Origin of the sequence: Streptomyces lushanensis (assembly GCF_001700515.1) — a bacterium.
Lineage (GTDB): Bacteria > Actinomycetota > Actinomycetes > Streptomycetales > Streptomycetaceae > Streptomyces > Streptomyces lushanensis.
Genome location: NZ_MAUD01000209.1, coordinates 9,225 through 30,387, shown reverse-complemented (window position 1 = coordinate 30,387; position 21,163 = coordinate 9,225). Strand labels below are relative to the sequence as shown.

General features: G+C 72.6%; 4 protein-coding genes. 2 read left to right on the top strand and 2 right to left on the bottom strand.

The window, feature by feature from the left end; translation table 11 throughout:
• Together BFF77_RS18640 and BFF77_RS18635 are read left to right on the top strand one after the other, a co-directional pair.
• Nucleotides 1-357, top strand: a 357-nt coding sequence (locus tag BFF77_RS18640; RefSeq protein WP_141698460.1) for an ATP-binding cassette domain-containing protein, incomplete at its 5' end; no start/stop codon positions are given.
• Between the two features lie 123 nt (nt 358-480).
• Nucleotides 481-1,557, top strand: coding sequence for an iron-siderophore ABC transporter substrate-binding protein (locus BFF77_RS18635; protein ID WP_066951021.1), 1,077 nt, complete (start codon nt 481-483; stop codon nt 1,555-1,557).
• 130 nt (nt 1,558-1,687) lie between these two features.
• Here the strand turns inward: BFF77_RS18635 and BFF77_RS18630 are convergent, their stop codons facing one another.
• Together BFF77_RS18630 and BFF77_RS18625 are read right to left on the bottom strand one after the other, a co-directional pair.
• Complete coding sequence (locus BFF77_RS18630; protein ID WP_066951019.1) at nt 1,688-1,891, bottom strand: MbtH family protein; 204 nt, start codon at nt 1,889-1,891, stop codon at nt 1,688-1,690.
• Between the two features lie 10 nt (nt 1,892-1,901).
• A complete protein-coding gene (locus tag BFF77_RS18625) occupies nt 1,902-21,026 on the bottom strand; it encodes an amino acid adenylation domain-containing protein (RefSeq protein WP_425424389.1) in 19,125 nt (6,374 codons plus the stop codon).
• Between the last annotated feature and the right edge of the window lie 137 nt (nt 21,027-21,163).

The following is a 21,163-nucleotide window of genomic DNA, read 5'->3' as shown; positions in this document are numbered from 1 at the left end:
CTGGCCACGGTCGTCGGCGAGGGCGGGCACCGGCTCACCGGCGCGCAGTCGCAGCAGCTCGCCCTGGCGCGGCTGGTGCTGGCCGACCCGCCGGTCGTGATCCTCGACGAGGCCACCGCGGAAGCGGGCAGCGCCGGCGCGCGCGCCCTGGAGAAGGCCGCCGCCCGCGCGGTGGACGGCCGTACGGCTCTGATCGTCGCCCACCGTCTGACCCAGGCCGCGAGCGCGGACCGGATCGTGGTCATGGACGCCGGACGGATCGTGGAGTGCGGCACGCACGACGAACTGCGCGCGGCGGGCGGACCGTACGCGGCTCTGTGGGAGGCGTGGTCGTACAGCCGCGACACAGCACCGTGACAGCGCGCCCGGACCGGGCGCCCTGACCCGGTGCCCTCACCCGGCGTCGTGACACCGCGCCATGACCTTGGAACCCCCCCGCATCCACCCACCAGAGAAGCACCGGACACGAAGGACCCCTTGATGGCCCGCACTCCCCGCGCCGACCGGCTCGCCGCCGCGTCCGCGTCCGTACTCCTGCTGTTCGCCACCGTCGCCGCGTGCGGTGGTTCCGATTCGGACGCGGGCGCGAAACCCGGCTCGGCGCGACAGGGCGACGGCACGGCGGCGGCCGGATCGTATCCCGTCACGATCGCCCACAAGTTCGGCAGTACGACGGTCGATTCCGAGCCCCAGCGGATCGTCACGGTCGGCCTCACCGACCAGGACGCCGTGCTGGCCCTGGGCAAGGTCCCGGTCGGCACGACCGAATGGCTGGGCGCGTACAAGGGCGCCCTGGGGCCCTGGGCCACGGCCGAGCTGGACGGCGGCGCGACTCCCACCCTGCTCAAGGACACCGGCACCGGCCCGCAGACCGAGCGGATCGCCGCGCTCAAGCCGGATCTGATCATCGCGCTGTACTCCGGTCTGACCAAGGAGCAGTACACGACGCTCTCGAAGTTCGCGCCGGTCCTCGCCCAGCCGAAGCAGTACAACGACTACGGCATCCCCTGGGAACTCCAGACCGAGACGATAGGCAGGGCGCTCGGCAAGGAGGCGGAGGCGAAGAAGCTGATCGACGGGGTGGAGGCGAAGTTCGCACAGGCCCGTGAGGAGAATCCGGCGTTCGACGGCGCGTCGGGCGTGATGGCCACACCGTACGAGGGCATGTTCGTCTTCGGCAGCCAGGACCCGCGGTCACGGCTGCTGACGTCGTACGGATTCGCCCTGCCGACCGGACTCGACAAGGCGATCGGTGACAAGTTCGGCGCGAACATCAGCAAGGAGCGCACGGATCTGCTGAATCAGAAGGTGGCGGTGTGGTTCGTGGAGGACGTCACCAAGAACGCGGAGAAGCTGCACAAGGACCCGACGTACGGCGACCTGGACGTGGTGAAGCAGGGCCGCGAGGTCTTCGTCGACGAGACGAGTGACTTCGGGAACGCGCTGTCCATGGGCACGGTACTGAGCCTGCCGTACGCGATGGACCGGCTGGCGCCGATGCTCGCGGCGGCGGTGGACGGAGACCCCGCGACCAAGGTGGAGCAGCCGGCCTCGTAGCGGCGGCGCCCGGCAGGCGAAGGGCCCGGACCTGTCTCGGTCCGGGCCCTTCGTGCCGTCCTCCCCCGGCCGCCGCTCCTCCGGCCGCCGCCGGCCCCCGGCGCTGTGCGCCGGGGGCCGGCCCGTCGGTTCACGGCTGCTGGAGGCTCCTGGGACGCAGATCCGTCCAGTGGGACTCGATGTAGTCCAGGCATCCCTGGCGCTCCCCCGGACCATGGACACGCGTCCAGCCCGCCGGGATGTCCACGAAGTCCGGCCACAGGCTGTGCTGTCCCTCGTCGTTGACCAGGACCGAGTAGACGCCTTCCGGGTTCTCGAACGGATTGCTGCTCATGTTCTCTCTCTCATTTCTCCTCGACGGGCGCGGCGGCCCGCGCCACCAGCGCTTCCAGCGCCCGGAACCAGGTCCGCGCGAGGTCCCTGACGTCCTTCTCCTCCAGCACGGCCGCCGGCCAGGACCAATGGGCGGCCAGGACCGGTCCGTCGGGACGGTCCTCCGTGACGACATTGATGCCCAGTGCGTGGCCCTCCCGCATCGCCGGTTCCGAACCGATGTCCGCCGCCTCCTCCTCCGGCGCGTACGACCAGTCGGTCGCCTCGGGTATGTCGAAGCGGCCCAGGTAGTTGAACTCGATCCGCGGTGCCTCCAGCGCGGCGAGAACCGGCGCCGTACGGGGGTTGAGATGGCGCAGCATGCCGTAGCCGACGCCGCCCGCGGGCAGTGAGGCGAGGTGTTCCCTCACCCGCCGCAGTGCCTCGTCGACGGCCGGGCCACCGGCGAGCGCGTCGGCCAGATCGACCGGTCCCGGGTCGAGCCGGACCGGGAAGACGCTGGTGAACCAGCCGACGGTACGGGACAGATCGGCGTCGCCGGTCAGCTCCTCCTCGCGGCCGTGGCCCTCCAGATCGACCAGCACGCCGCCGCTCGCGCTCCCGCCCCGGCGTCGCAGCCAGTCGGCCAGGGCCAGCCCGAGCCCTGTCAGCAGGACGTCGTTGACACTTGCGCCGAGGACGGCGGGCACGGTGGACAGCAGTGGGCCGGTGCGCTCCGGATCGAGCCGCAGCTCGAGCTCCTCCACGGTGCCCGCCGTGTCGCGTTCCGGGACCAGCGGGCGGATCCACGGGAGGGGATCCGCGCCGTCGAGCACGGCTGTCCACAAGGGCAGTTCGGCCTCACGGGACGGCTCCTGGGCCAGCTCGGTGAGCCGGCGCGCCCAGTGCCTGAACGACGTCTCGACCGGGGCGAGTTCGGCCGTACGGCCCTCGGAGACGTCCTGCCACGCCGCCGCCAGATCGGGCAGCAGCACGCGCCAGGAGACACCGTCGACCAGCAGATGATGGGCCATCAGCAGCAGTCGGCCCGGCCGGTCTCCCGCGTCGAACCACACGGCCTTGACTCCCTCGCCGGTCTCCGGGTCGAGTGCCTCCCGTGCCGCGCGGGCCCGTTCCGAGACCGACTGGCGCAGGGCGCCCTCGTCCATGTCCGCGACGTCGACCCGTTCGATCCAGGTCTCGACGTCGGCCGTGCCCGCCGGCGGGACCTCCAGGGACCAGTCGTCCCGGTCGGTCCGTACCAGTCGTGCCCGCAGCATGTCGTGCCGGTCCGCGAGCGCCCGTATCACGCTCACCAGCTTCGCGCGGTCCAGCGCCGCCGGGGTCCGGACGAGCGCCGCCTGGTGGTAGCCCTTGAAGGGACCGCCCAGTTCCCGCAGCCAGTGCATGACCGGTGTCAGCGGGACGCTGCCGGTGCCGTCGTACGTGACCGCGCCCGGTGCCGCCGCGGTCCGTTCGCCGGCGACGGCGCACAGACCGGCCACCGTGCGATGCCGGAAGACCAGGCGCGGGGTGATCCGTACGCCCGCCGCCCGCGCCCGGCCGACCAGGCGCATCGCCATGATGCTGTCACCGCCGAGCGTGAAGAAGTCGTCGTCCACGCCGACCCGTTCCAGCCCCAGGACCTCGCCGAAGACACCGCAGAGGACCCGCTCCTGGGGCGTACGCGGCGCGCGTCCCGACGAGAGCGCCGTGAAGTCGGGCGCGGGCAGCGCCTTGCGGTCGAGCTTGCCGTTGGCGAGCTCCGGAAGGCGGTCCAGAAGGACCACCGCCGCCGGGACCATGTAGTCCGGCAGATGCCGCGCGACATGCGCGCGCAGTCCGTCCGCGTCCGGCGACTGCCCTGCGGCCGGCACCACATAGGCCACCAGCTGCTTGCGCGGCCCGTCCTGACGGGCCGTCACCACGACCTGTCCGGTCTCCGGACGAGCGGCCAGTACGTCCTCGATCTCCGCCAGTTCGACACGGAATCCACGGATCTTGACCTGGTCGTCGGCCCGCCCCAGATAGTCCAGCGTTCCGTCCGCCGTCCAGCGGGCGAGGTCGCCCGTACGGTAGAGCCGGGAGCCGGGAGGGCCGAACGGATCGGCGACGAAGCGTTCGGCGGTCAGCGCGGGCCGGTTCAGATAGCCACGGGCCAGACCGCCGCCCGCCAGATACAGTTCGCCGGGCACTCCCGGCGGCACGGGCCGCAGGAAGCCGTCGAGCACATGGGCCCGTGTGCCCGCCACCGGACGGCCGACCAGGGGCCGGTCGCTGTCACGCACCCGCGCGACCAGTGCGTCGACGGTCGACTCGGTGGGCCCGTACAGATTGAACGCCTCGGTGCCGCGCAGCCCGCGCAGCCTCTCCCACAGTGCCTGCGGTACGGCCTCACCGCCGACGCCGATCACGGCGAGGGGACGGGCGCCGTCCGCGAGAAGCCCGGTGTCGGCCATCTGCGCGAAGAACGACGGGGTCACTTCGAGGAAGTCGAAACCGTGCTCCACGACGGCCGCCGCGAGCAGTTCGGGATCGCGCCGTGTCTCCTCGGACACCACATGCACACAGTGCCCGTCCAGCAGCCACAACTGAGGCTGCCAGGACGCGTCGAAGGAGAACGACCAGGCGTGTCCTGCCCGTAGCCGCTGCCGGCCGGTGAGCGCGACAGCCCGTTCGTACAGCGTCTCCCGGTGGCTGTGGAAGAGATTGCCGACGGTCTCATGGGTGATCACGACGCCCTTAGGGCGCCCGGTGGATCCGGACGTGTAGATCACATAGGCGGGATGACGGGGTGTCAGCGCCTCCGTGCGGTCCGGATCCGTCACGTCCCGGGTGTCGTGGGCGGCGAGCGCCGCCACGGTCTCCGGCGCGTCGAGCACCAGCACCGGCACGTCGGAGTCCGGCAGCAGCGGCGCGAGTGCGCCGGTGGTCAGGGTCAGTACGGGACGCGCGTCGGCCAGCATGTCGGCCGTGCGCGCGGCCGGGACGTCGGGATCGAGCGGCAGATACGCGGCGCCCGCCTTCTGCACGGCCAGGATCGCCAGCAGGGTGTGGGCGGTGCGGGGCAGCGCGAGTGCGACGATCCGCTCGGGTCCGGCTCCTCGCCCGGCCAGCAGCCGGGCCAGCCGGTTGGCGCCCGCGTTGAGTTCGGCGTAGGTCAGTTCGACGCCGTCGGAAGCGACGGCGGGAGCGTCGGGGGTGCGCCGCACCTGCCGCTCGAACAGCGCGGGCACGGTGGTCGGTGCGGCGGACAGCCCACGCGCGTTCCACCGCGTCAGTACCCGCTCGCGCTCGTCCTCGCCCAGGATGTCGATCCGGCCGATGGACAGGTCCGGATCCGCGGCCACCGCGCGCAGCACCCGGTGCAGGCGCTCCGCGATCGCCTCGGCGGTGGCCCGGTCGTACAGGTCGGTGCTGTATTCGAGCACGCCGTGGACGCCGTCGCCGTCGGCGCGCTCCACGAAGTCGAAGGAGAGATCGAACTTGGCGGTGGCCTGGCCGACCTCCTGCTCGCGTGAGACGAGCCCCGGCAGCGCCGGTCCGGCCGGTCCCGCCGCGAGATAGACGACCATCACCTGGAACAGCGGATGGCGGGCCAGTGAGCGCGGCGGGTTGAGCGCCTCCACCACCCGCTCGAAGGGCACGTCCTGATGGTCGTAGGCGGCGAGGTCGGCGTCCCTGACCCGGGCCAGCAGTTCACGGAAGGCCGGATCGCCGGAGGTGTCCGTACGCAGGACCAGTGTGTTGAGGAAGAAGCCGACCAGATCCTCCAGCGCCTCGTCCGGGCGGCCGGCGATCGGGCTGCCGACGGGAATGGTCGTACCGGCTCCGAGCCTGGTCAGCAGGGCCGCCACGGCGGACTGCATCAGCATGAACATACTGACGCCGGCGCCGCGCGCCAGCTCGCGCAGGGAGCCCGCCAGCTCCGGGCCGAAGGACAGGTCGACGGAGCCGCCGCCGTAGCCGCTCTCCGCCGGGCGCGGCCGGTCGGTGGGCAGTGCCAGCTCCTCGGGAAGACCGGACAGGGCCTCCTTCCAGTACGCGAGCTGGCGGAACGCCAGGCTGTCCGGGTCCTTCTCGTCGCCCAGCACGGCCCGCTGCCACAGGGTGTAGTCGGCGTACTGCACGGGCAGAGGCGCCCAGTCCGGCGCGCGGCCGGCCGCGCGGGCGGCGTAGGCGGTGGCCAGATCCCGGGTCAGGGCCTGCTCGGACCATTCGTCGCCGGCGATGTGGTGCACCAGGACCAGCAGGACATGTTCGTCCTCGGCCAGCCGGAACACCCCCACCCGCAGCGGAGGTTCACGGTCCAGCGCGAATCCGTACGACGCCGCGCCGGCCAGCAGTCCGGCGAGGCTCCGCTCGTCCGCGGGAACGACCTCCACCGGAATCTCGTACTCGCCCTGGCGCAGGATCCGCTGGTGGGACGTGCCTGCCTCGTCCGGGAACACCGTGCGCAGTGTCTCGTGCCGCTCCGCCAGATCGCCCACGGCGGCGCGCAGCGCGTCGGTGTCGAGCGCGCCGAAGAGCCGCCAGGCGGACGGGATGTTGTACGTGGGGGTGGGGCCCTCGACCTGGTGGAGCACCCAGAGCCGCTGCTGCGCGGACGACAGGGGCAGCCTCTCCGGCCGCTCGTCGGCGGTGAGCACGGTGAGCGCGGGCCGGTGCCCGGCCGCCTCCCCGGCCAGGGCCGTGGCCAGCCGGGCCACGGTCGGGGCGTCGAAGACCGTGCGCAGGGAGAGATGCGCGCCGAGCGCGGCACGGACCTTCGCCACCAGCCGCATCGCCAGGAGCGAGTGGCCGCCGAGCGCGAAGAAGTCGTCGTCGACACCGACCCTTTCGACACCGAGCACCTCGGCGAACTGCTCGCAGAGGATCTCCTCGGCCGGAGTGCGCGGACGCCGGCCGGCCGGGCCCGCGGTGAGGTCCGGGGCGGGAAGGGCGGCGCGGTCGAGCTTTCCGCTGACGGTGCGCGGCAACGCCTCCAGGACGACGAAGGCCGCCGGGACCATGTACGCGGGCAGCGCCGCGGCGGTGTGCGCCCGCAGCTCCTCCGGGTCCGGAGTGTGTCCGGGCGCGGGTACGGCGTAGGCGACCAGCCGGGGCGCGCCCGGTGTGTCCTCCCGTACGACCACGGCGGCCGTGGCCACCGCGGGATGCGCGCCGAGAAGGGACTCGGTCTCGCCGAGCTCGATACGCAGCCCGCGCAGCTTGACCTGGTCGTCCGCCCGGCCCAGGAACTGCAGGGTGCCGTCGGCGCGGCGGCGGACGAGGTCACCGGTGCGGTACATCCTGCTGCCGGGAGGCCCGAAAGGATCGGCGACGAAGCGTTCCGCGGTCAGCGCGGGCCGGTTCAGATAGCCGCGGGCCAGGCCCTCTCCCGCGAGATGGAGCTCACCGCTGACGCCGACCGGAACCGGCCGGAGCGCCGCGTCCAGGACATGGGCGCGGGTGTTGGCGAGCGGCGCGGCCCAGGTGCGGCCGTCGGCCTCGCCGTGCCAGCCGTAGGCGTCGACGGCGCACTCGGTGGGTCCGTACAGATCGTGGACCGCCGTGCCGGGCAGTGCGCGGAGCCGCTCCCACACCGCGGGCGCGGTGGCCTCGCCGCCGACCGCGAGGACCCCGGGCACATGACCGCCGGGTTCGAGGAACCCGTGGTGGGTCAGCTCGCGCAGATATGTCGGTGTGACATCGACGAAGTCCATCCGTCCGGTCACCAGACGGTCGAGCAGCGCGGCCGGATCGGTCATGGTGGCCTCGTCCACGACATGCAGTTCATGGCCCGCCAGCAGCCACAGCATCGGCTCCCAGGAGCCGTCGAAGCTGAACGAGGCGGCGTGCAGGGCGCGCAGGCCGGACCGGCCGCCGAGGCGCCGGCCGGACCGCTCGGCGGCGCGCTCGGCGGGCTCGATCAGGTCCCGGCGGTGCGAGCCGAAGAGGTTGCCGAGACCGCGGTGGGTGCCGACCACGCCCTTGGGGACGCCGGTGGAGCCGGAGGTGAAGATGATGTACGCGGCCGACGCGGGATCGGGCGCGAGGCCGGTCCCGTGGCGCTCCTGCTCCTGCTCCTGAAGGGGTTCCCGGGGCTCCTCCCGGAGGCTCTCCAGCAGGACGAGCTCATGCCCGTCCGGCAGCTTCGGCGCGAGGGCGGCGGTCGTGAGCACGCACCTGGGCGCCGCGTCGGCGAGCATGAACTCCAGGCGGTGCGCCGGGTATTCGGGATCGAGCGGCAGATACGCGGCGCCCGACGCGAGCACACCGAGGATCGCGGGGACCATCTCGTCGCGGGGCAGCGCCAGACCGATCACCGTCTCGGGAGCGGCTCCCCGGCGCAGCAGCGCACGCGTGATGTCCCCGGCCCGTGCCGCCAGCTGGGCGAAGGTCAGCCGGCCGCCGGAGGTGACCAGGGCGGTGGCGTCCGGCCTCGCGCGCACGGCCGCGGCGAACAGTTCCGGGACCGTACGGGCCTCGACCGGCCGGCCGGTGTCGTTCCAGGTCGTCAGCGCCGCCCGTGCCTCGGCGTCGGTGAGGATCCGCAGCGCCCCCACGGGCTGCCCGGGGTTCCGTGCCACCTGTCCCAGCAGTGCCACGAGCCGCTCGGTCAGCGCCTCCGCGGTCCGTGGATCGACCAGGTCCGCGGCGTACTCCAGAAGCAGGGTCAGGGGCCGGTCGTCTCCGTGATCGACGAACGTGAAGTCCAGATCGAATTTGGCCATGCCGGTGTCCATCTCGAACCACTCGGTGTCCAGGCCGAAGAGATCCGGATCTCCGTCGGGACGGTGGTGGTAGCCGATCATGACCTGGAACAGCGGATTGCGGCCCGCCGCGCGGGCCGGGTTGACGGCCTCCACGACGCGGTCGAAGGGCAGGTCCTGGTGCTCGAAGGCCGCCAGGGCCGATTCCCGCACCCGGGAGAGCAGTTCGGTGAAGGCCGGATCGCCCGACAGATCGGTGCGCAGGACCAGGGTGTTGACGAAGAAGCCGACGAGATCGTCCAGGGCGGAGTCCGTACGGCCCGCTATGGGCGCGCCGAGCGGGATGTCGTCACCCGCGCCGAGCCGGTGCAGCAGCGTGGCGGTGGCGGCCTGGAAGAGCATGAACAGGCTGACGCCCTGGGCACCGGACAGCTCACGCAGGGCGGTGCCGGTGGCGGCCGGGAGCTCCGCCCGTACCACTCCCGCGCGGCCGGTGAACCGGTCCGGCCGTTCGCGGTCCAGCGGCAGTTCCAGTTTCTCGGGCAGGTCGCGCAGGGTCTCGGTCCAGTGGGCGAGCTGCCGCTCCCCCACCTCGTCCAGAAGGCGGTTCTGCCAGAGCGTGTAGTCGGCGTACTGTACGGGAAGATCCCGCTCCCACTCCGGCGCCCGGCCGGCGGCCCGAGCCGTGTAGGCGAAGCCGAGATCGGCGAGGAAGGGGCGGTCCGACCACTCGTCGGTGGTGATGTGGTGCAGTACGAGGGCCACCACCTGGTCGGCGGGACCGAGCCGCAGCACCTCGGCCCGCACGGGCAGTTCGGTGCCCAGGTCGAACGGGCGGCGCTGGGCCTCCTCGACGCGCGCGGGAAGGTCCTCTTCGGCGCAGTCGGTCACGGTGAACGAGGGATCGGCCTCCTCGGCCGGGACGATCCGCTGGTACGGCTCGCCCTCGTGCTCCTCGAAGCGGGTACGGAGCGCCTCGTGGCGCGCCGTGACATCGCGCAGCGCGGCCCGGAGCGCGGCCAGGTCGAGCGTGCCGCGCAGCCGGAAGACCAGCGGGAAGTTGTACGCGACACCGTCGTCCTCGGTGATGCGCCGCACCAGCCACAGCCGGCGCTGCGCGGCCGAGAGCGGCAGCCGCCCCGGCCGCTCCGCCCCGGGCACCAGGGCCGGTCGCGCGGGCCGGGCGCCGCCGGTCCGGTCCGCGAGCAGCTCCGGCGTCGGGGCCTCGAAGAGATCACGGATGGCGAGTTCGGCGCCCAGTTCGTTGCGGGCGCGGCTGATGAGCCGGGTGGCGAGCAGGGAATGGCCGCCGAGATCGAAGAAGTTGTCCTCGGCGCCCACTCCGGGCAGACCGAGTACGTCGGCGAACAGGCGGCACAGGATCTCCTCCTGCGCGGTACGCGGACCGCGCCCCGACCCCCGCGCCACGGCCGGCTCGGGCTCGGGCAGCGCCCGTACGTCGAGCTTTCCGTTGTCGTTCATCGGCAGCCGGGGCAGGACACTGAAGGCGGCGGGCACCATGTAGTCGGGCAGCCGCTCCTTGAGGTCCTCGCGAAGCTGGCGTACGAGCGCGTTCGCATCGCGCACGGTGGTGGGCGCGTTGGCGTACGGCGCGACTCCGTTCGCGGGGCGGTAGAGACCGGTGGTCGGCCGGAATCCAGTGCCGGTGCCCGCGCCGCTGCCCGCGCCGCCCCCGGTGGCGAGGGCGGTCTCGGCGCCGGGGCCGGTCTCGGTGTCGCCGCCGGGGGCCGCGTCCCGGATCAACACGGCCTCGTACGCACCGAGTCGAGCGGACCATGTGGTGAGTACGCGGTAGCCGAGGCGGGAGCCCAGCGCGCGCAGGGCGTCGGGCTCGACGCCCTCCTCCGCGGGGCCGTGCGGGCGGCCCTCGTCCAGGGAGCGCAGGGCGGCCAGTTCGCCGAGCGTACGGGCGTCGGGCACGCCGGCCACGCGCAGCCGCTCGGGACGCCGCTCCTCGAGGAGTGCGGCCAGGGCCTCGTGACCCGCCCAGTCGGTCACCGGGGCGTCGGCGAGCTCCAGGGCCTCGCCGCCGCCCCGGTGGAGGACGACGTCGTAGCGGTGGCGCGTCAGTTCGTTCTGGTGGCGTCCCGCCTTGGTCCGCAGGTCGACGTCGAAGCCCAGCGTGGTGAAGTAGTCCGGGTCGACGAGGAGTTCCTTCTCCAGCGCCATACCTCGGTCCACGGCCCGCCGCACGGTCGCCGGATCCGCGCCCTTCTCGGCCCTGGTGAGCTGGATCGCGCCCTGGAAGGCACGAGCCAGCCGGAGGTTTCGCACATCACCCACGAACAGGGCACCGCCCGGGGCCAGCAGGTCCATCGCGCCGTTGATGACACCGGTCAGATGGTCGACGCTCGGGAAGTACTGGATCACCGAGTTGATCACGACGGTGTCGAAGAACCCGGTGGGAAGTCCGCCGAGGTCGTGGGCGGGCCGTACCCGCAGCTCGACCTTGGCCACGAGCTCGGGATCCTGGCGCAGATCCTCGCCGATCTTGCGGATGACGGGCTCGGCGAAGTCGGTGGCCCAGTAGGCCTCGGCCGTCGGAGCGAGCTGTGACAGCAGCAGCCCCGAGCCGACGCCGATCTCCAGGATCCTCCGTGGCCGCAGTTCACCGATCCGCTCGACCGTGGCGGCCCGCCACTCGCGCATGTGCTCCAGCGGGATCGGTGTGCCGTCGTACGAGCTGTCCCAGCCGGCGAAGTCCTCGGTGAGGACGGCGGTGCTGATCTCGGTGTACTCGGCGGAGTAGATCTCCTGCCACTCACCGATCTGCTCGCGCTCGGCCTCCGCCCGCCTGTCGCCGTCGAGTTCGGCCGGGACGACATGGGCGACCAGGCGCTGGGTCCCCGGCGCCGACGGGTCGTCACGCGCGATGACGGCGGCCTGCGCGACCCTCGGGTGCTGGGTGAGCGCGGTCTCGATCTCGCCGAGTTCGACTCGGTGTCCGCGTATCTTGACCTGGTCGTCGGTGCGGCCCAGGAAGTCCAGATTGCCGTCCGGCCGCCGCCGTACGAGATCGCCCGTACGGTACATCCGCTCACCGGGCTCACCGAACGGATCGGCCACGAAGCGCTCGGCGGTCAGCCCGGGCCGGCCGAGATAGCCGCGCGCCAGACCGGCACCCGCGATGTACAGCTCGCCGGGAACGCCGTCCGGCAGCGGCCGGAGCCAGGCGTCCAGGACATGTGCCCGGGTGGCGCGGATCGGGCGGCCGACGGTCGGCGTGGGACTGTCGTCCGTACCGCCGCCGAGCGTGTTGATGGTGTATTCGGTGGGCCCGTAGAGGTTGTAGCCGTATGTGCCGTCGGTGTCACGCAGCCGGTTCCAGACGGTCTCCGTGACGGCCTCGCCGCCGAGCAGGACGAGCGGCGGCCGGTGTCCCTCCAGCAGCCCCTCCTCGATGAGGAGATGGGCGTAGGTCGGGGTGACGTTGACGACGTCGATCCGGTGGTTCTCGCAGTACGCCACCAGTGCCTCGGCGTCGCGGCGCAGCTCTTCGTCGCAGATGTGGACCTCATGTCCCTCGACGAGCCAGAGCAGTTCCTCCCACGACATGTCGAAGGCGAAGGAGACGGTGTGCGCGACGCGCAGGCGCCTGCCGCCCGCCGAGGCGATGGCCGGGCCGAAGATCTCCTTCTGATGGTTGAGCCGCATGTTCGTCAGGCCGCGGTACGGCGTGACAACGCCCTTCGGGCGCCCCGTGGAGCCGGAGGTGTAGATGACATAGGCGGGATGCTCCAGGCTGAAGCGGGCACACACCGGTCCCGCGGGCAGCGCGGTGAGCTCCGCCTCGACGGCCGGGTCGTCCAGCAGGAGGCGCGGGACGTCCCCTTCGAGCGTGCCGGAGACCTCGGCGGTGGAGAGCAGGAGCAGCGGCTCCGCGTCGTCGAGCATCACAGCGAGCCGGTCGGCGGGATGGTCGAGTTCCAGCGGGAGATAGGCGGCGCCGGTGCGCAGCACGGCGAAGAGCGCGACAACCATGTCGAGGGAGCGCGGCAGTCCGAGCGCCACCACGCGCTCGGGCGCGGCGCCGCGCGAGATCAGCAGCCGGGCCAACCGGTCGCAGCGCGCGTCGAGTTCGGCGTAGGTGAGCGTCCGCGCGCCGAAGACGAGGGCCGTCGCCCCGGGGGTGCGGGCGGCCTGGGCCGCGAGCAGATCGGCGACCGTCTCGTGCGGGACGGGCTCCCTGGTGGCGGTGTTCTCCCGCTCCAGGGCCTCGCGTTCGGCGGGCAGCAGCGGGTCGAGCGCGCCGACGGGAGCGGCCGGATCGGCCGTCAGCCGGTCCAGCAGGAGGGTGAACCGGTCGAGCAGCTCCTGCGCGTGGCCGCTCCCGATCGCATCGGGACGGTGGGAGAGGGTGACACGGATCCGCCGGCCCGGCGTGACGACCAGGTTCACCGGGTAGTGGGTGGCGTCCACATTGGCGACGGCGGTGGCTCCGTGCCGCTCGCGCAGCTCGGTCAGCCGGTCCTCGGTGTCGGCGTTGCGCAGGACGAACAGCGTGTCGAAGAGACGGCGGTGGCCGGTCTCCGCCTGGAGGACGCCGAGGCCCAGATACTCGTACGGCAGCAGTTCCAGCCGCTCGGCCTGCACGCGCCGCAGCAGGTCGACGACCGGCTCGGCGGGGTCGAAGGCGATCCGCGCGGGCACGGTGTTGAGGAACATCCCGATGACGCCCGCGACCTCGGGGACCTCGCTCGGCCGGCCCGCGACGGTCGTGCCGAAGACGACGTCGGTACGGCCGGTGACACTCGCGAGCGTCAGTCCCCAGGCCGCGTTCAGAACGGTGTTGAGTGTCAGGCCGTGCTGACGGGCGGTGTCGCGCAGCCGCTCGCTCGTCCCGCCGGTCAGTACGGTGTCGAGGGTCTCGGGGACCACGGGTTCGAGCCCGCGGTCGGCGGCGGCCGGCACGAGCAGAGTGGGCTCCTCCAGCCCGTCGAGCGCGGTGTGCCAGGCGCGGGTGGCCTCGTCGGTGTCCTGCCGGTCCAGCCAGGACAGATAGTCGCGGTACGAGCCCGGGTGGGGCAGCCCGGCCGGATCGCCGCCGTTCTCGTACAGGGCGAAGAGCTCGTCGAGCAGGAGCCAGGCGGACCAGCCGTCCCAGAGGATGAGGTGGCGGCCGATGACCAGCCGGTCGCCGCGCTCCTCACCGAGGCGGATCAGCAGGACACGGAAGAGCAGCGGCTCGGTGAGATCGAAGCGGCGGGTGCGCTCCTCGTCCATCAACGCGCCCAGCCGCTCGTCCTGTTCGGCGGCGGGAACACCGGTGAGGTCGATCTCCTCGATCGGGATCCGCGGGTCGCGGACGATGAACTGCACCGGCCGGCGCAGCCCTTCGCTGGTGAATCCGGCGCGCAGGGCCGGATGTCGGTCGAGCAGTGTCCGTACGGCGGCGCGCAGCCGTACGGTGTCGATCCGGCCCGCGAAGTCGAACGACTCGTGGACGGTGTAGACGTCCAGGGCGTTCTCGTCGTAGGTGGAGTGGAAGAACAGCCCTTCCTGGAGCGGCGCGAGCGGCCAGATGTCCTCGACACCGCCGGGAGCGAGCCGCTCCACACGGGCGGTCTCCTCGGCGGTGAGAACGAGGGAGGGCCCGGCCGGCCGGGCCTGCCCGGGTGCGGCCGTGAGCGTCGCGGCGGCGGCGAGGGCGGCCGGGGTGCGGTGCTCGAAGATCTCACGAGGGCCGATGTCCAGTCCGGCGCGGCGGGCCCGGCCGGCCACACCGATGGAGCTGATGCTGTCGCCGCCGAGCAGGAAGAAGTCGTCGTCGACGGACACGTCCGTCAGCTTGAGCACGGCCGCGAAGATGTCGGTGAGGACACGTTCGCGTGCGTCGCGCGGAGCGCGCGCCTCGGCCCGTACGACGCGCGGAGCGGGCAGGGCCGCCCGGTCGAGCTTGCCGCTCGGTGTCAGGGGCAGGGCGTCGAGGACGACATAGGCGGTGGGCACCGCGGGCGCGGGCAGCGTGGCGGTGAGCGCGGCCCGGAGCGCGGTGGCGTCCGGCACCTGGTCGCCGCTGCCGACGACATGGGCGACGAGGGAGTTCTCACGGACGGTGACGACGGCCTGGGCGACGGAGGGCTGATGGACGAGAGCCGCCTCGATCTCGCCGAGTTCGATCCGGTTGCCGCGCAGTTTGACCTGCCGGTCGGTGCGGCCGAGGTACTCGACACCGCCGTCGGCGCGCCGCCGTACCAGGTCGCCGGTGCGGTACATCCGGCTGCCGGGCGGGCCGTACGGATCCGCCGTGAAGCGCTCGGCGGTCAGCGAGGGCCGGGCGTGGTAACCGCGGGCCAGCTGCACACCGGTGAGATACAGCTCGCCGGCAACGCCGGCCGGGACCGGACGCAGGCAGACGTCGAGCACCCGCAGTCCGGTGTTCCAGACCGGCCGCCCGATGGGGACGGTCGTGCCGTCCAGCGGTTCGTCCGGGTCGTAGGTGTGATGGGTGACATCGACGGCCGCCTCGGTGGGACCGTACAGATTGTGCAGCGGCACACCGGTGAGCGTGTGCCAGCGGCTCGCGGCGGAGGCGGTGAGGGCCTCGCCGCTGCTGAAGACACGGCGCAGGGTCGCGGCCCAGCCGGGATCGCCGGTGACCTCCTCCGAGCCGAGGAACGCTTCGAGCATCGACGGGACGAAGTGCAGTGTGGTGACGCCCTGTTCGCGGACGAGCGCGGCGAGATAGGAAGGGTCGCGGTGTCCGTCGGGCCTGGCGAGGACGACGGCCGCGCCCTCGGTCAGCGGCCAGAAGAACTCCCACACCGACACGTCGAAGCTGGACGGTGTCTTCTGGAGGACCCGGTCGTCGGCCCGGAGGCCGTAGCGCCCCTGCATCCACGCGAGCCGGTTGCGGACGGCGCGATGGGTGACGACGACGCCCTTGGGAAGGCCCGTGGAGCCGGAGGTGTAGATGAGATACGCGGCGTCGTCGGGGCCGGCGGCGCGGTGGCCGTCCGCGACGGCGCCGGGCGCGGCTTCGGCACGCGCCTCGTCAGCCGCTTCGGGTGCGTCCAGGACGAGCGCCGTGAGGCCCTCGGTCCGCGGCAGCCGGGAGGCCGAACCCGCGACGGTGACAACGGTGCGGGCACCGGAGTCGGCCAGCATCCGGGCCACCCGGTCGGCGGGATGGTCCGGATCGAGCGGGAGGTAGGCGGCGCCGGACTTGAGGACACCGAGGAGCGCGACCATCAGCTCGGTGGAGCGGGGAACGGCGACGCCGACGATCCGGTCGGGACCGGCGCCCAGAGCACGCAGCCGACGCGCCAGGGATTCGGCGCGGGCGTCCAGTTCGGCGTAGGTCAGACGCTCGTCGCCGAGGACGACGGCCGTCGCGTCCGGCGTACGCGCCGCCCGGTCCTCGAAGGCGGCGGACAGCGTGGCCGGAGGGACCTCGTGCTCGGCGCCGGTGAGCTGGGTCTCCGCCTCCGCCAGCTCCCGCGCGGGATCGTCGGCGAGGGTCTCCAGGATCAGCGAGAGCCGGCCGGCCACGGCGCGCACGGCGTCGCCGCTCAGCCGCTCGGTGTGGTGCTTGAGGCGCAGATCGAGCCGCCGGCCGGGCTTCACGACGAGGGCGAGCGGATAGTGGACGGCGTCGTGGAACTCATGGCCGGTGATACGGATCGTGCCGGACGGGTCGCGCGGATCGGTGTCGGCCGGATAGTTCTCGAACACGAGCAGTGTGTCGAAGAGTTCGCCGCTGCCCGCGAGGCCCGCGATCCGCTGGATCTCCGCGAGGCCGAGGTGCTGGTGGTTCAGCAGCCGGGCCTGCTCGTCCTGAAGGCGGCCGAGCAGCGCCCCGAGCGTGTCGTCGGGCCGCCAGACCAAGCGCGTCGGCAGGGTGTTGATGAACAGGCCCACCATCGACTCGATGCCGTCGACCTCTCCGTCACGTCCGGAGACCGTCGTGCCGAACACCACGTCCTGCCGGCCGGTGAGCCGGCCGAGCAGCAGGCCCCAGGCGCCCTGGACGACCGTACCGAGGGTGACGCCGAGTTCACGCGCCCGCGCGGCCAGCCGCGCGGTGGTCCGCTCGGAGAGTTCGACACGGATCTGACCGGGCCGGATCGGCCCGGTGCCGGCCGGGGCCCGCACCAGCCGGGTCGGCTCGTCCAGACCGGCCAGCGCGGCACGCCAGGTCGCGCGGGCGGCCTCATGGTCGAGACCGGCCAGACGCCGCAGATGGGCGCGGTAGGGAGCGACCTCGGGCAGGGCCGGGGCGTCGCCACCGTACGAGGCCATCAGTTCGCCGTGCAGGATCGGCAAAGACCAGCCGTCGGCGATGATGTGATGGAACGTCAGAATCAGCGCGGCGCGCTCGGGACCGTACCGTACGAGAGCGCAGCGCAGCAGCGGCGGACGGGCCGGATCGAAGCGGTGGGCCCGTTCGTCGGCGGCGACGGCCTCGGCGAGCGATTCCCGGACGGACTCGCCCTGGCCCGACAGATCGACCTCGCGCCAGGGCAGGGTGAGACCGCGCGCGATGATCTGCGCGGCGGCGCCGTCGGTGCCGTACTGCCGGAAGGCCGCGCGCAGTGGCGCGTGACGGTCGAGCAGACCCTGTGCCGCCGCGCGCAGGGCCTCACCGTCCACCGGTCCGGCGAGCTCGATGATCTGCTGGACGGTGTACGCGTCGGCGCCGGAGCCGCCGGATCCGGAGCCCCCGGCGACGGCGTGGTACAGGAAGCCCTGCTGGAGCGGTGTGAGCGGCAGCAGATCCTCGACGAGCAGCGGTTCGGCGCCCTGGATCTCCGCGATCTCGTCCACGGTGAGGGCGAGAAGAGGACCGTCGTCGGCAGCCGCCGGTCCCAGTTCCGTGCGCTCGACGGCGACGGCCGCGAGTGCGGCGACCGTTCGGTGGCGGAAGACGTCCCGCGTGGTGAGCCCGATGCCCGCCTCGCGCGCCCGGACCAGGAGCCGGATGGCGTTGATGCTGTCGCCGCCGACCGCGAGGAAGTCGTCGTCGATGGTGACCGACCGCAGACCGAGCACCTCGGCGTACAGCCGGCAGAGCAGTTCCTCACGGGCGTCGCGCGGCGCGCGGCCCGAGCTGAGGGCTCCGTGGTCCGGTACGGGCAGCGCCTTCTCGTCGAGCTTTCCGCTGGGTGTGACGGGCAGCCGGTCGAGCGGTACGAAGGCCGACGGCACCATGTACTCCGGGAGCCGCTCGGCGGCATGGGCGCGCAGCGTCCTCATCAGCGCGGTGATGTCACGGAAGGGCGCGGGCCGGTTGGCGTACGGGAAGGTCCCGCCCGGCCGGTACGACGCGCCGACGGGCGCCTCGCCCCCGACGAGGACCACATCGAGACGGCCGTCGTCGGCGTGCCCGTTCCAGGTGACCGCGCAGCGGTAGCCGTGCCGGCCCGCGAGCGTGTGGAACGCCTCGGGGTCGATGCCGTCGGGCGCGGGCGTACTGCTGTCCTCCAGGGCGCGCAGCGCCGAAAGGTCCTCCGCCAGACGCCCGTTGGGCACACCGGTCACACGGAGCCGGTCCGGCCGGGTGAGGAGCAGCTCGTCCAGCGCGGCGAGTCCGTCGAGCGCGGACCAGCGGACCTCGCGCTCGGTGGCGGCCGGTGCCGTCGCCCGTGGGCGCAGCACCACGTCGTAGCGATAGCGGCTCAGTTCGTTGTGACGGGTGGCGCGCTTGACGAGGACGTCCGCCTCGAAGTGCGGCAGGCCCGGCAGATCGGTGAAGTAGTCCGGGTCCAGGAGCAGTTCGCCCTCCCAGCTCACCGAGCGCTCCACCGCGGCCCGCAGCGCCGTCTTGTCCGCTTCGCCGGGCGTGGCCGGCCGACGGCTCTCCACGGCGGCGCGCAGGGTGCGCAGCAGCCGCAGATTGCGTATGTCGCCCACGAAGACCCTGCCGCCGGGTGCCAGCAGCGCGGTGACCTTGCGCAGCACGTCCGACAGATGGTCCGCGCTCGGGAAGTACTGGGCCACCGAGTTGATGACGACGGTGTCGAAGAAGCCCTCCGGCAGTCCGCCGGTGTCATGGGCCGGCCGGGCGCTCAGCTCCACACGGGAGGACAGGCCCGGCACCGCGTCCACCTGGGCGCGCAGCGCCCGTACCGCCTCGTGCGAGACGTCCGTACCCCAGTACGCCTCGCAGTCCGGCGCCAGGCGGGAGAGGATCAGTCCGCTGCCGACGCCGATCTCCAGAATTCTCCGGGGCGTGCCCGTTTCACGGATACGGTCGATCGTGGCGTCGCGCCACTCCCGCATCTCCTCGACGGGGATGGGCGTGCCGTCGTACATGCTGTTCCAGCCCGCGAAGTTCTCGCGGACGGACGCGCCCTCGCCGTGGCCCTCGGATCCGGCGGCGCCGTAGAACAGTTCGTGGAGCTCCTTCCACTCCTCGACCTGGGCGGCCTCGTCGCCCGGCTCGCTGTCGAGCGAGGGCACGATGTACGCGGCGAGCCTGCGCTCGCCGGGCCGGTCCTCGCGGGCGACGACCGTGACCTGGTCGACGGCCGGGTGTCCGCGCAGTACGGACTCGATCTCGCCCGGCTCGACACGGAAACCGCGGATCTTGATCTGGGTGTCGGCGCGGCCGAGGAACTCCAGCCGTCCGTCGGCCCTCCAGCGGACCAGGTCGCTCGTACGGTAGAGCCGCTCGCCGGGCGCGCCGAAGGGGTCGGCGACGAAGCGCTCGGCGGTGAGGCCGGGCCTGCCGAGATAGCCGCGGGCGAGTCCGGCGCCGGCGAGGTACAGCTCACCGGGCACACCGTCCGGGACGGGCCTCAGGCGGGCGTCGAGAACATAGGCCCGGGTACCGGGGTCGGGGACACCGATGGGGACGGCCGCGCCGGCCGGGGTGTCGGGATCGCACAGCCCCAGCGTGGAGTTGGTGGTGGCCTCGGTCGGACCGTAGGCGTTGAACATCATCCGGGTGCGCGCGTACCGGCTCACCAGCTCGGGCGAGACCCGTTCGGTCCCGGCCAGCAGCGTGGCGGCGGCGGGCAGTCGCGCGTCCTCGGGCATCGCGGCCAGCAGGGCGGGCGGCAGGATCATGAAGGTGATCCCGTGCGCGTTCGCGTAGTCCGCGAGGGCCGCGCCGGGCACACGCAGCTCGCTCGGTACGACGACCAGACGTCCGCCGGAGAGCAGACCGAGGCAGAGGTCCCAGAAGGCCACGTCGAAGCTGGGCGAGGCGAATTGCAGTACGCGGCTGTCCGGCCCGACACCGAAGCGCTCGCTCTGTGTCGCGACGAGCTTGGCGACGCCGGTGTGGGAGAGGACGACGCCCTTGGGCCGGCCGGTGGATCCGGAGGTGTAGATGACATACGCGGCGTTCAGGACGCCGAGCACACCGCCGCGCTCGGCGTCGGTGGGATCGTGCGCGGGACGCCCGGCCAACTCCGCCTCGGTCTGAGGGAGATCGAGGACGAACCGCGCGACGCCGTCCTCCGACGGGAGGCTGTCGAGGGAGTCGGCCGTCGTCAGCAGGCAGACGGGTCCCGCGTCGGCGAGCATGTACGCGATCCGGTCGGCCGGATAGTCGAGGTCGACGGGCAGATACGCGGCGCCGGACTTCAGCACCGCGACCTCGGCGACGATCAGTTCGGCCGAGCGGGGCAGGGCGAGGGCCACGACGCGCTCGGGGCCCGCTCCGCGGGCGATCAGCGCGTGGGCGAGGCGGTTGGCGCGCTCGTCCAGTTCGGCGTAGGTGTAGCGCTCGTCCTCGAAGACCAGCGCGACCGTGTCGGGATGCCGCTCGACCTGCTCGGCGAACAGGGCGGGCCAGGTGGCGGCCGGTACGGAGTGCTCGGTGGCGTTCCGCTCGACGAGCAGCCGGTGGCGCTCGCTCGCGGTGGTCAGCTCCAGCTCGGCGACCGCCGTGTCCGGGCGGGCGAGTCCGTCGGCCAGCAAGGTCTCGTAGTGGCCGAGCAGGCGGTCGACGGTGGTGTCGTCGAAGAGGTCCTGACGGTATGTCACCCAGACCGCGCCCGGCGCGATGCTCAGCGCCAGATCCAGCGGGCCCGTCGGCTCCTCCGCCTCACCGGCGTCGACGGAGGTGCCGAGGCCGGCTTCGGCGTCCGGGGACGGCTCCGTGCCGGGCGCGATCGCGGAAGCGGTGTCGAAGGCGGTGTTGAAGAAATGGCCGCCCGCGCGCGTGGTCTCGGGCCGCAGCTCCTCGACGAGCACGGACAGCGGCAGCCGGTGCTCCTCGGCGGCTGCCCGCGCCTCGGACACCCGTGCCACCAGCTCACGGAACGACGGGGCGTCGCCGAGGTGGACCTGGATCGGCAGCGCCCTGTGTCCGACGGTGAGGTCGGCGGCGCCGCTGTAGCGGTGCAGGAGCGCGAAGAAGGCGGCGAGGCAGGTCTCGCTCGTCGTGCCCGCCGCCATGCTCCGGCTCCGTACCGCCCGGTCGCCCGAGGGCACCGGGGGATGGGGACGATCGGTGGGCAGCGCCGTTTCGGCTGAGGACACCGCCGGCATGTCACGCCAGTAGCCGATGACTTCTTCGATACCGGACACGTTGGCCGCGCCTCCCCAGGCAGATAGATCCCCGGGTCGAGCCCGGGTCGCCGTCATACTAAGGTAAGGGTTACCTAATCACATAGAGGCACCTTCGG